The sequence below is a fragment of the Pseudoalteromonas rubra genome (genome assembly GCF_001482385.1).
Classification (GTDB): domain Bacteria; phylum Pseudomonadota; class Gammaproteobacteria; order Enterobacterales; family Alteromonadaceae; genus Pseudoalteromonas; species Pseudoalteromonas ardens.
Map to the genome: position 1 here is coordinate 752593 of NZ_CP013611.1, position 13750 is coordinate 766342.

Genomic DNA, 13750 nt, shown 5'->3' on the forward strand with positions numbered 1-13750 from the left:
TAAAGTCTGTTATAACTGATGTTATAGAGTGTAGACCTTAAATCACCGTTTTTTATTGCAAATAGCGTGGTTTTAAATAGCACAAAACACGGGTGATATGCCCAATAAGCATGCCCGTGCTTTGTCTGTCCTGGAACGATTATATTTTTCTGGCAACCTGAAGGGCTTCAAAGATAGCCCGTTTAGCATCAATGGCTGATGCCAATTTAGCTCCGCCGATCACATGCTGATTCGCTGGCATAGCCTCTTTGTCAAACAACGCATCGTTAGAGGTTTGTCCGATACAGGCCACAACCGTGTCCACGTCCAGTACACGCTCTTTACCTGCTTGCTTAACCAGCAAGCCTTTGCTGTCAAACGAGATATACTCGCACTCGGCAATCTGCTCAACATTGTGATGTTTGGCAACAGCTCGGTGGATCCAGCCTGTTGTCTTACCTAAGTTACTACCAAAACGCCCTTCACTGCGTTTAAGCATGTAAAGCTTTTTCCCAGTTGCGGTGTCTGACGGCTGGCATTCAATCCCCCACTGCGCTTTGAACTCATCGATACTCTGATCAGCCTGCTCAGCGAGAAAAGCAACCATGTCGAAGCCAATACCACCAGCACCCAGGATCGCGATTTTGTCTCCGAGTTCCACTTCTTTGCGGATCACTTCATCGTAAGCAAAAACACGTTTGCCATCGCTGCAAGTAATTCTGGACTGTCTGGGGCTAACGCCTGTCGCGAAAACAATATCATCATAAGACTGGGCCATAGACGACTCGTACTCGCAACCCAGCTTCATAGTCACGCCCAGACGCGCTACTTCCTTCAGGAAGTAATTTAGGGTGTATTTAAAGTCTTCTTTACCTGGTATGCGCATTGCCAGATTGAACTGACCTCCGGCATGTTCATTCTTATCAATCAGTGTAACTTTGTGTCCTTTCTTAGCCAGATAGCAGCTGACAGACAGGCCAGCAGGTCCAGCGCCCACAACCAGAACTTGCTTAGGGCTGTTGGTGCGCTCCAGTGGATAATCCAGCTCATAGCCGGCCTGTGGGTTAACCAGACAAGTTGCCCGCTTACCTTTAAACACATGGTCCAGACAGCCCTGGTTACACCCGATACAAATATTAATTTGCTCGCTCTGGTTTTGTGCATACTTGTTGAAAAATTCAGGATCCGCGAGTAATGGACGAGCCATGGAGATCAGGTCAGCCTCGCCCTGGCTCAGAATGTCATTTGCCAGCTCTGGTGTGTTAATGCGGTTCACAGCCACGACTGGAATGTCGACCACGTCTTTTAGCCGTTTTGATGCTTCACGAAACGCCCCGGCCGGAACCATACTGGCAATCGTCGGAACACGTGCCTCATGCCAGCCGATTCCGGTATTCAGGATGTCGACACCGGCTTCTTCCAAAGCTTTGGCCTGGAGCGTGACTTCTTCTGCTGTCGAACCATTCGGGATCAGATCCATAACAGACAGTCGGAACACGATAATGAATTTAGCGGATACTTTTTCTCTTACAGCGCGTACCACGTCAACCGCCAAGCGCATGCGATTTTCCAGCGTTCCACCATATAAATCCTGGCGCTTATTGGTATGCTCAGCCATAAATTCGTTAATCAAATAACCTTCAGAGCCCATGATTTCAACCCCATCATAGCCCGCTTTTTCTGCCATTTTGGCCGATTTAGCAAAGTCTTTGACGGTATTGCGGATCATACTCAAGGACATCGATTTTGGCGTGTATGGATTAATGGGCGCTTTAATATCACTGGGTGCAACATTAAACGGGTGATATGCATAGCGCCCTGCATGTAACAACTGAAGGCAGATTTTACCGCCATGCGCATGGACTGCATCGGTATAAGCGCGGTGCTTAATGATGTCATAGCGACTATTAAATGAAGAAGAAATCGGCGTGAGTTTGCCACGCAGGTTTGGGCTATACCCACCGGTGATGATCAGGCCTACCCCGCCTCTCGCGCGCTCTTCATAAAACGCTTTGAGCCGTTTCCTGTTGTGCCACCCCTCTTCAAGGCCTGTGTGCATCGAGCCCATGACCAAGCGATTTCGCAAATCTGTGTTCTTCAATTGTAATTTTTGTTCTAACATTGCGTGCCCCAATGTAACTGGTCTTACCTGTGAACATTAACGATTTTATATTTTTTCGCAAGCAAAAACCGCGACTAATTTCTGTTAAATACGATTCAATGATAGAAAAGTGATTGATTTTTGGCCCATCATCGCCAAATAAATACTTAGTTACGTTTTTGTTCTAACGACGCTGCGGCAACTAAGTTATGATTGACATTGAGTACATTCCACTAAGACATTCAGAGGTATAGCTTTGAAATTGATCGGTAAATTTTTTCTTGGGATCTGGCACGCGATAAACTTTTCTCGTCGCCTGATCCTCAACTTTTTGTTCTTCTTCCTGATCATTGCGGCAATGATCGGTATTTTCTCAACAGAGGAGCAACCTCAGGTAGCTCAGGACAGCGTATTGCGCCTGAATCTGTCTGGTAAACTGGTTGAGCAGCTGACTTATGTTGACCCAATAGACGCAGCGATGGGCGACGTCTTCGGTAAACAAGACCTGCCCAAAGAAATGCTGGTCGACGATGTTGTCGACACCATCAATACAGCAGCCCGCGACCCACGCATTAAAGCACTGTACCTGGATTTGCGTCATATGCACTATGCACATCTGGATAAGCTACGTGATATTGCAAGTGCTATTGAATTATTTAAAGAGTCAGATAAAAAGGTCTTTGCGCATAGCCCTTATTTTAGTCAGTCTCAGTATTACCTGGCAGCTCACGCCGATGAGGTATCTGTTCACCCGTACGGCGGCATTAATATCAGTGGCTATGGCTCCTACCCTATGTACTTTAAAGAAGCACTGGAAAAGCTCAAGGTCACCCAACACATTTTCCGGGTAGGTACCTATAAGTCAGCAGTTGAGCCATTCATTCGTAATGACATGTCTGCGGCTGCGAAAGAAGCAAACAAACTTTGGCTTAACACTTTGTGGTCTCAGTACAAACAAGACGTGGCAAGCAAGCGCGGATTTGAACTTGCTAACTTTGACGAAACGCTCACGCAATATGCAGATAAAATGGCCTCGGTTACCGGCGATTCTGCGCAATTTGCCTTAAAATATGGCTGGGTTGATTCACTCGAAACAGATCAGGAATTCAACCAAAAAATGGTTGATCTGGTGGGCACTCAGAACAATGGCAAGCGCTTTAAGCAAGTCTCGTTTGAAGACTACTATGCGAGCACCGCATCACACGATTTTGGCCCAAATCCATTTACCGAAAAAGTCGCTGTGGTGGTTGCGAAAGGCACGATTGTCGATGGCAAACGCAAAGCCGGTATGATAGGCGGTGACTCAACAGCGGCTCTGCTGCGCAAAGCACGACTGGATAACAAAGTTAAGGCTGTGGTGTTGAGGATTGACTCTGGTGGTGGCAGTATGTTTGCTTCCGAAGTCATTCGTAACGAAGTACTGGCCATCAAGGCTGCCGGAAAACCTGTAATTGCATCTATGGGCTCGGTGGCAGCGTCAGGCGGCTACTGGATTGCGGCATCTGCTAACGAAATCTGGGCCTCTCCCAGTACCATTACCGGGTCCATCGGTGTCTTTGGGACCATTTTAACTTTTGAGAATTCGCTGAAAGAATTGGGCGTGTATTCAGATGGTGTGGCAACAACTGAACTTAAATCGTCCTCTATATCCCGTGGCCTAGATCCTAAGTTTGCGGATGTACTGCAAATGGGTGTGGAAGATGCCTATAACAAGTTTATTTCAGTGATAGCAGATTCCCGCAACCTGCCAGTCTCTGATGTTGATGATGTCGCGCAAGGCCGGGTTTGGCTTGCTACTCAGGCGCATGAATTTGGGCTTATCGACCAGCTTGGTACTAAACAGCAGGCGATTGAAGCGGCAGCAAAAATGGCTAACCTTGAACATTACGATGTCTATACTGTTGAGCAGACCTTGTCGGAAAAAGAGCAGCTGCTACAGGATATTTTCGGCTCGGCGACTGTTCAGTCATTGCTTTCAGTATCAGACGATACCACGCTGTCATTAAATCCGATTACTCATGAAGGACTCAATCAGCTTTTCTATCAGGTAAAGCAAAGTGCTGCGATGATCACACAGTTTAATGATCCTAACAATATCTATACCTTGTGTACCACCTGCATCGTAGGTGAGTAAGGAATGTCTCAATGATTTGACTGCATTGTGATGCTGCAGTTGATATAATTAGCCCGGACTAGGATCCGGGCTTTTTTTTAGGTACCAGAATGAAAAGAAAAAAAATCTATATTGCCTATACAGGCGGCACAATTGGCATGAAGCAATCCAGCCGGGGGTACGTACCTGTTGCAGGATATTTGACCGAGACGGTAAAAAGTAATGCTGAATTTACCCGAGAAGAAATGCCCCTGTTCGACATTCATGAATACTGCCCACTGATCGATTCATCTGACATGTCGCCACAACACTGGCAGCTGATAGCCGACGACATTAAAAGTAAATACGAAGAGTACGATGGGTTTGTCGTGCTACATGGTACAGATACCATGGCCTACACGGCTTCGGCTCTTTCGTTTATGTTCGAAAATCTGACCAAGCCTGTCATTATCACAGGTTCACAAATTCCGCTGTCCCAACTTCGCTCTGATGGCCAGGTCAACTTGCTTAATGCAATGTATCTCGCCGCCAACTACCCCATTGCTGAAGTAAGCCTGTTTTTTAATAACAAGCTATTTCGGGGTAATCGTGCCATCAAAGCACATGCTGACGGCTTTGACGCCTTCGCCTCTCCCAATATGGCCCCTTTGGCTCAGGCTGGGATTAATATCCAATTACTCGAAGGTCAACTTAGTCCATACGTGGATCAAGCCTTGCGCGTCACGCCCATTGCATCACAGCCCATCGGCGTGCTGCACCTGTATCCAGGTATCAGTAGTACTATGGTGACCAATGTCCTGCAGAGCGATATCAAAGCCCTTATTCTGCTGAGCTTTGGTGTCGGCAATGCGCCTCAGCAAGAAGACATTCTAAATGCTCTTAAAGCAGCGTCGGATAGAGGCGTCGTGATCGTTAATTTAACCCAGTGTATTCAGGGTCAGGTTAATATGGGTGGCTATGCGACAGGTAATGCCCTGCTCAACTGCGGCGTCATTAGCGGCTACGATATGACGTTGGAAGCCTGTCTGACAAAACTACATTACTTGTTCAGCCAGGGCCTTGAACTGGAAACTGTACGCCATCTGATGCAAGACAATCTACGCGGTGAGCTGACTCGGTAAATCACATACTCGTATATATTAAAAAAGCCCGGGCTTATGTCCCGAGCTTTATTATTTGATCAGACAAATTATCTGACTTTCGCGTCAATTTCAGCTAAGTCGGTCAGGTGACAAGACTCACCACTGTGGGTCTTAATCCCGTGCTCACCGAAATAATCTCGCTGCGCCTGAACTAAATGGCCATTACTTGGCGTGCTCAGTGTAGCGATGTAAGTTTGAGTTGAAGCCAGTACAGGGAACGCCAGGCCACTCTGAATTGCCTGGCCAGCAATTTTACGTAAAGCATTGGCAGGCCCTTCTTGTGTATCGAGGAACTCAACACCTTTAGCAATATCGTCCAGATAATCAGCTCTGATGATACAACCCGCACGCCATGTCTGAAGTGTTTTGTCCAGGTCAACTTTCCACTGATGGGATCTGGAAGCGCCTTTGATAAGTGCCAACCCCTGACGATAACAAAGCAAGCTGGCAAAATAGAAGGCTTCTTTAAGTTCATCCAAATCCAGATCAACACTGTTAGTTGCACGCTGGGCATACGTCATTTCTTTCGCTGCTGGTGTATCTATAGTGTTGGTTAGGTGTCTGGCTTGCACGGCGGCAACCAAAGAAGGAACGGCAATCCCAAGTTCAAGCGCATTTTGTGCTGTCCAGAGGCCCGTTCCCTTTGCGCCCACTTTATTGTCAATTAGATCAACTACAGCTTCATTCTGATCGCTCTCCAGACTCAATATATGGCTTGAAATTGCGAGCAGATAGCTGTTAAGCGTCCCTTCAGACCAGCTCTTAAATACCTCTGCAACCTGAGCTGGAGAGCGGCCGGTACCGATGCGTAACAACTGATACATCTCTGCAATAAGCTGCATCAAGGCGTACTCGATGCCATTGTGAACCATCTTTACAAAATGGCCACTGGCCGACTGACCAACACGTGCGAAGCATGACTCACCATTATGCGTAGCTGCTACTTTTTCGAACCAGGGTATTAAGCGCTCCCAGCCGCCTTCTGAACCACTGGCCATCATAGCAGGTCCGTGTCGGGCCCCTTCTGCGCCACCCGAAATTCCCATCGTGGCAAATTCGAACTTGTTCTGGTACTTAAGTTTGCGGGCAATACCATCTTTGTAGTTACTGTTGCCACAATCAACAATGATGTCGCCTTTTTCTACACCCGCTTCAATTAAATCCTGACACACCTTATCGACCAGCTCACCAGCCGGTACCAGAAGCAAAACAGACCTTGGCGTATCCAATCGCTTAACCATGTCAGCAAGATCGGAAACAATGTGAAGGCGCTCGGCAATCCCCGACGACTGCGCGCAACTCAATAGCTCCGCACCCGCGTCCGGGTTTTTATCATAGGCAACTAATGTCATGCCCTGTTCTATAAGATTTAGCGCGAGGTTTTTCCCCATCACACCCAAACCAACTAATGCAACTTGCATTAAGTTTTCCTCCTCGGTAACAAATTCAATAGTCTTTCGGTAGCGTACCGTCATTATACCCAAGCTGAGTCGGATATAAAGCGTTCAACTGACCTCACTGATCCCGTCTACCTGATTGTAAATCAATCAATTTTAGATAAGTACGGCATGTTCTTGACAAAAAGTCGTGATTGACGCCACCTGACACCGGTGTCATAATCAGTTCATATAGATCATATAATTTAATTTGCATGTTAAAAAGGGCTATAAGATATTTCTTTCTTAAAACCCAGCAAGTTATCCAGATAAAGTCACCGAGACAAGTCAACAGGAGAACCTGATGCTTAGACGCACAAAGATCGTAGCAACACTAGGGCCAGCTACAGATAGAGATAATAACTTAGAAAAAATCATTCGCGCAGGTGCAAACGTTGTTCGTTTGAACTTCTCCCATGGTGTCGCACAGGATCATAAAGACCGTGCGGAAGCCGTCAGGGAAATTGCAAAAAAATTGAACAAGCACGTCGCAATCCTGGCTGATTTGCAGGGACCCAAAATTCGTGTTTCCACATTCAAAGACGGCAAAGTTAACCTGGACGTAGGTGCAAAATTCACTCTGGACGCTGAACTTGAAAAAGGTGAAGGCACCCTCGAGTCTGTCGGTATTGATTACAAAGAACTACCAAATGATGTAAATGGGGGCGATTTACTTCTGCTGAATGATGGGCTTATTCAGTTAACGGTAGATAAGGTTGCAGGCAATAAAGTGCACTGTACAGTTACCGTCGGCGGAGTCCTGTCAAACAATAAAGGGATCAACCGATTAGGCGGTGGTCTGACTGCACCTGCATTTACCGAAAAAGACAAAGAAGATTTACTTACTGCGACTGAAATTGGTGTTGACTATATTGCCGTTTCATTCCCGCGCAGCGGCGAAGACATGCGTTACGTTCGGGGCCTTGCTGAAAAAGCAGGATCAGACGCACAACTACTGGCTAAGATTGAACGTGCAGAAGCCGTTGACTCAGTTGAAGCGATTGACGACATTGTGCTGGCCTCAGACGCTGTGATGGTTGCACGTGGAGACCTGGGTGTCGAAATTGGTGATGCTGCCTTAGTCGGTAAGCAAAAGCAAATCATTAGCCGTGCACGCTCATTAAACAGAACGGTTATCACTGCAACGCAAATGATGGAATCTATGATAGATAACCCGATGCCAACCCGCGCAGAAGTCATGGATGTGGCGAACGCCGTACTGGATGGCACTGATGCTGTTATGTTATCAGCAGAAACAGCGGCTGGTGACTACCCAGAAGAAACCGTCGCAACGATGGCGCGTGTTTGTCTTGGTGCTGAATCACAGCCACAAACCCATATTTCAAAGCACCGTTTGGACAGCATGTTTACCGACACGTCAGAGACACTTGCCCTGTCTGCTATGTATGCGGCAAATCATCTGACTTCAGTAAAAGCCATCGTCGCACTGACTGAGTCGGGGAACACATCGAAATTGATGTCAAGAATTAGTTCTGGCTTGCCAATCTATTCACTTTCACGACATGCCAGAACATTAGGCCAGACAGCGCTTTATCGGGGCGTTTATCCGGTATATTTTGATTCTACTCGGTGTAATGAAGAATCAACCGTTCGCGATGCGCTAAATACTCTGGTCGAAACAGGTGCGCTGGAACAAGGCGATACAGTGATCCTGACTCACGGTGACGTAATGGAAACCATTGGTGCGACCAATACAATGAAAATTGTCACCGTTTAGAAAGTCAACATCCGGGTGGCATCGCTGCCCGGATAATCCTTCCCTCTCAATTAAACAGCAAAGAAGTGATTAGCTGGCCAATGCGGCTTTTACTTTATCACGATAACTTCGGCTTACTTTGAGCTCCTGGCCATTTTCTAGAACCAATAAATACTCACCACTACTTTGTGTAACCAGTTTACTGATCTGCTTGGTATTGACGATGGCAGAGCGATGAACACGCACAAACAATTTAGGGTCTAATTCCTGCTCCAGCTCCTTCATTGTTTTACGCAAAATATGAGTTTGTCCGTCAGAGCAGTGCAAGCACATATAATCTCCCGCAGCATCAATCCACTGGATAGAAGCGGCAGAAACACGAATAATTTCCCCCTGCTCTTTTACCGCGATCGACTCCGGATACTTTTTGTCTTCAATGGTGTCACCAGTGGCCAATTTACGCAGAATTTCTTCACAGTTATTGCCTGTGATACCGGCAACGAAGCTGGCGAGCTTTTTCTTGTGAGCATTATCTTGTTGTGTTTTCAAATAGCTATGCACTTTTTCAACCGCCTGTTTTAGTCTGTTGTCATCTACGGGCTTTAGGATGTAATCTAAAGCATGAATTTCAAAGGCTTTTACTGCATAATGATCAAAAGCAGTGACAAACACGATGGCCGGCAATGGCTTAACACTCTCACTGAGCGCTCTGGCCACTTCAAACCCATTCATGGTTGGCATTTGAATGTCGAGGAATACCAGATCGATTTGTTGACTGGCGCACAACTCAAGCGCTTGCTCCCCAGAGCTGCACAGCTCGATAACATCTATGTCTTCTATCTGTTTTAAGCGCACAGCCAGGCCTTTTCTGGCTAGGGACTCATCATCTACTATTAGCGTTCTGATTTTGCTCATTACTTTACTTCTCAGCCTTTTCAAAAGGAACTCGTATATTCACCTTCAATCCAGAAGGCGTATTGTGCGCGAGCACAAATGAATAATTGTTTTCGTATAATGTTCTTAGTCTGTCCTGGGTATTAGCAATACCAACCCCCTGAACATTGCTCAACTGGCCGTTTTCTATGGACGCACCAGGCCCGTTATCACACACCTCTAACAATAGCTCATTAGCAAAAACCTGAGCTCTTATTTCGATTTTGCCACCACTGGCCATATGCGCAATAGCATATTTGATAGAGTTTTCAATTAACGGTTGCATGATCAAACTAGGCACCAATGCTTGCTTTGCTTCTTCAGTGATATCGAAGGCCACTTCCAGACGCTCATCAAAGCGCACCTTCTCTATATTCAGATACAGCTTGAGTGCATGTAACTCCTGTTCAAGCGGTACTTTTTTTATCGGATCTGTATTTAGCGTATAGCGCAGGAAATCACTCAGCCTGGACACCATTTGGTTAGCGTCTTTGTTCTCTTCAACCAATACCAGTGTTGAAATTGCGTTGAGTGTATTAAACAGAAAGTGAGGGTTAAGCTGGTAACGCAGCATTTTAAGCTGTGCTTCATGTGCCATTGTATTGGCTTTCAGTGCCTTTTGTCGTTCACTTTGCAGTAGCTGATAGTACTTAATACCAAAGTACAAGCCACTCCAACACAAAATGATGTAAACTGAGTCTAAACCTTGCTGAAGATAGTAATACCACTCTTCGGGCCTGTATCCATGCCGGTAAATCTCCCACATGTTAAACTTCTGAACGACAGACCACAGTGTTCCCGTCAGATAAGAGGTGCTAAAAACCACAAAGATAAGCAATAATGGCTTTGCGTTCCATACTTTACGATAGAGATAACGCAATGGTACTGTCATCAAACAACCGGCATAGGCGTTGAGCACGATCACAAAAACGTAAATATCGCGCATTTCGAATACTTTTGAACCTATGTAGTTTACCAATGCATAGCCTATCCAGCCTGCAATTTGTAAAACCCAGAAAAATCGCTGTCGATTATCGACCAGAGCTTGCCACTTCAAACGTTTATAACCTCTTAAGACTTAGCCAAATTATATCCTATGGCAGCCCCATTCAACAGCGCCAGCGGTCTTACTTTTTTAACGGTTAAACGCAAATTGACAGAGCAAAAATTGGATTTTTAGGCAATAAAAAAGGCCCTAACGGGCCTTTGTCGATATCTTGATTACTTAGTATACGCGCGAGGCATATCTGAGTCAGTGGTGTAGCGGTCTCTTAGTTTATCGTGACGAGATTCTGTACTCACTTCTTCACCATTGATCCAGAGTTTATCTAAGGTAGTAGTAAACTCAAACGGGTCGGCGCTCCAAAGCACCAAATCGGCACGCTGACCTGAAGCAATCTTACCGCCATCCAGGTCAAATACATCTGCGATATTGCTACTGACCGCTTTTAGCGCCCCTTCGTAACTCATACCATGTGCAACGGCGATGCCCGCATCAAAGCGCAACTGATACAAATTGTGCGCCCCCTCAAATGCAAACCCAGACAACAGCACTTTTACGCCAGCACGCTCAAGCTCACCCGCATTGGTTAGATCTGCATGTAATGAACTAAAGCTGGTTGGCAAGTTAGACACTGCACTGATGACCACAGGAACATTCGCTTTCGCGATTTCCTCTTTGACCAAAACAGCATCATTCACGCCCCAAAGAACCAGGTTAAGGCCAAACTGCTCTTTCACCTTTAATACTTCAAGAATGTCAGACGCGCGCTCTACTTCCACAACAACTGGCATTTCACCTTTCAATACTGCGGTCAGTATCTGCTCTTCCTGACTTGGCTTCTTCGCCGCTTTCTTGTCGTCTTTCTTGCCCTTCTCAGACAGCTTTTGCTGTTGGCCTTCAAGCTTCTCTTTCAGAGTTTTGTATTTCATTGCACGCGACCCGCTGCCGCTTGCATCCATGTCCACCAACAACGCAGTACGCGTTTTCAGTACACTGTTAAACTCACCGGATAGGTCCACTACAAAGGCTAGCCCTTCGAAAATGCTCTTCCCGCCATGTGGCACAACCACATTTTGGGTGATGCCGCCTTTGCGACCATATGGGATCAGTGACGAACGCGGGTTGAATGCCGGGCTGGCATCAAAGTCCACGTCAGCTTTATCATCACCTGCATCTCTGGAGCCAGCCACAGCGCTCACTTCAACCAGTCCAAGCTGGTTCATTGAGCCAATAAAACCAGGCGTCAAAACTCGGCCTTTTGCATCAATCGTCACATCGGCCTTGACACTCGCTGGGTTAATCGCAGTGATAGTGCCATTTTCAATTACCACAGTCGCCCCTTCCAGGGTACCCGCGTCAGTCAATGTATGAACCTTAGCATTGGTGATCGCCGTAATCTGAGCAAATGCTGCGGAAGAAGCCAGCAGTGCACTGGTCAATAAAGAAATCTTAAACTTATTCATCATTTACTCCTTAGCGCTGACCCAGCATAAAATCACTCACCGCCTGATATTTCTCATCGAAGCGGTCATATACTTTGGCACCGTCGATATATACGGTTTCGGCTTTAGAATAAACGCTAAATGGATTGCGGTCCCAGATAACTATATCCGCTTGCTTACCTTGTTTTACCGAACCGGTTTTCTCTTCAATACCGAGCGATTTAGCCGCATTATAGGTGATCCACTTAATTGCATCTTGCTCTTTAAGCGAGAATCCGGCCTGGTTCGCAGTATTCATGATTTTGGCAGCTTCATGATTCAAACGTTGGATTGTAGTGTCTGAATCGGAGTGAACAACGGCACATGAGTTTTTAACAGCATCCACGATTGCAACGTTTTCCGGCACCATGTCGTATGCTTCCATTTTGAAGCCCCACCAATCCGGCCACAATGCGGCACAGTTACCATTCTCTGCGAGCAGATCGGCGACTTTATAAGCTTCAATACCATGATGGAAGGTACCCGAATGATAATTGAACTCTTTAGAGAGGTCGATCATCATTGCCATTTCTTCTGCTTTATAACAGTGATTGTGGATCAGGATCTCGCCGTCCAACACACCACGCAGCGTATCCAAACGAATGTCACGTTTTGGTGCATCCGGGTTCAGCCCTGCCGCATAAGCCGCGTCATACTGCTCCCATGCCTGTTTGTATTCGGTCGCCTCAGCCCAGGCGGCACGATACCCCGCCATGTTACCCATGCGCGTATAAGGTGCGACACCCTTACCACCATAAACACGTTTCGGGTTTTCACCACACGCCATTTTCAGACCATAGGGTGCATCTGGAAACTTCATGCCTTGCATCGTTGGTGATGGCACGTTCTTCAGCGTGACACTGCGACCACCAAACAGGTTGGCAGAACCAGGCAGGATCTGTAATGTGGTGATCCCGCCTTCACGCGCCCGATTAAAACCCGGATCCTGTGGCCAAACTGAGTGCTCAACCCATACCTGGGCAGTATTCGGCTTGGTGATCTCGTTACCATCGGCATGAGACTCTACAGAAGGGCTTGGATAGGCACCCAGATGTGAATGTACATCGATTATACCTGGTGTGACCCATTTGCCCTGAGCATCTATGGTCACATCAGCCTGAGCAGACAGGTCTTTCCCTACCTGGCTGATTTTGCCGTCTTTAAGCAATACATCCGTGTCTTCCAACAGCTCGCCTGTACCAGTCAGTACAGTTGCATTGGTAATTAAAGTAGAGCCTGAACTATGAGGCTGGTAGGTGCTTGGATATGGATTTTTATCAATGGTGACTTTTTCTTTCTGAGGGCCCTTGTCCTGGCACCCTAAAAGAACTGTACTTAATGCAAGTACAATCGCCGTCGGCTTGAATTTTTGCATCATATTTCTCTTATTGTTCTGCGTGATTGATCACCCCGCAGAGTATTGGCTTACAATTGACGTAAAATTGCAACTAAGTTTCGACAGTTCACAATATAGCTCGGCCATCTGCACATTTCGAGTTTCCTCTCTGTAATAAAGGCTAAGCTGACTTTAATACACCTGCAGTGGGCTGTAATGTCATTCTGGGAATCAAACATATCCGCTTGATCAGCAGCTATTTTTTACATCAATGCAGCGAATCCAAGTTTTACTCTTAGAAATGTTGCAAACTTACTGCGGAGCATATTGTAGGCAGCATGCAATGTCGACAAACCTGTATTGCAGTCACAACCAGAGACGTATCGACACACTTTTGACACAGGTATTAATCTAAGCTCAATTAAAGGAAAACATCACTATAATAAAACAAAGAAAAATAGTTAATCGAAAAAAATTGCCCTGACAAAACATATTATTCTCTTACGTCT

At 46.3% G+C, this 13750-nt stretch carries 9 protein-coding genes; 3 read left to right on the top strand and 6 right to left on the bottom strand.

Annotated elements, in window-relative coordinates; genetic code table 11:
* Positions 1-139: 139 nt before the first annotated feature.
* Positions 140-2101, bottom strand: a complete 1962-nt coding sequence (locus AT705_RS03395; protein WP_058795499.1) for an FAD-dependent oxidoreductase — start codon at positions 2099-2101, stop codon at positions 140-142.
* A 241-nt stretch (positions 2102-2342) separates the two neighbouring features.
* On the opposite strand from AT705_RS03395, the gene sppA reads away from it, so the two are divergent.
* Complete coding sequence (sppA, locus tag AT705_RS03400) at positions 2343-4214, top strand: signal peptide peptidase SppA (RefSeq protein WP_082669058.1); 1872 nt, start codon at positions 2343-2345, stop codon at positions 4212-4214.
* Between the two features lie 89 nt (positions 4215-4303).
* A complete protein-coding gene (gene ansA, locus AT705_RS03405) occupies positions 4304-5314 on the top strand; it encodes an asparaginase (protein ID WP_058795501.1) in 1011 nt (336 codons plus the stop codon).
* Positions 5315-5382: 68 nt separating this feature from the next.
* Here ansA and gndA read toward each other — a convergent pair whose 3' ends face one another.
* Positions 5383-6756, bottom strand: coding sequence for an NADP-dependent phosphogluconate dehydrogenase (gndA, locus tag AT705_RS03410; RefSeq protein WP_058795502.1), 1374 nt, complete (start codon positions 6754-6756; stop codon positions 5383-5385).
* Between the two features lie 319 nt (positions 6757-7075).
* On the opposite strand from gndA, the gene pyk reads away from it, so the two are divergent.
* Positions 7076-8509, top strand: coding sequence for a pyruvate kinase (gene pyk / locus AT705_RS03415; protein ID WP_058795503.1), 1434 nt, complete (start codon positions 7076-7078; stop codon positions 8507-8509).
* Positions 8510-8578: 69 nt separating this feature from the next.
* Here the strand turns inward: pyk and AT705_RS03420 are convergent, their stop codons facing one another.
* From AT705_RS03420 to AT705_RS03435, 4 genes are all read right to left on the bottom strand, one after another.
* On the bottom strand, positions 8579-9403 hold the full coding sequence (locus AT705_RS03420) for a LytR/AlgR family response regulator transcription factor (RefSeq protein ID WP_049864693.1): 825 nt from the start codon (positions 9401-9403) through the stop codon (positions 8579-8581).
* 4 nt (positions 9404-9407) lie between these two features.
* Positions 9408-10478: a sensor histidine kinase gene (locus AT705_RS03425; protein WP_049864692.1), complete on the bottom strand. Its 1071-nt coding sequence runs from the start codon at positions 10476-10478 to the stop codon at positions 9408-9410.
* Between the two features lie 164 nt (positions 10479-10642).
* Complete coding sequence (locus AT705_RS03430) at positions 10643-11887, bottom strand: amidohydrolase family protein (protein ID WP_058795504.1); 1245 nt, start codon at positions 11885-11887, stop codon at positions 10643-10645.
* A 10-nt stretch (positions 11888-11897) separates the two neighbouring features.
* Positions 11898-13280: an amidohydrolase gene (locus AT705_RS03435; protein ID WP_049864690.1), complete on the bottom strand. Its 1383-nt coding sequence runs from the start codon at positions 13278-13280 to the stop codon at positions 11898-11900.
* Positions 13281-13750: the final 470 nt, after the last annotated feature.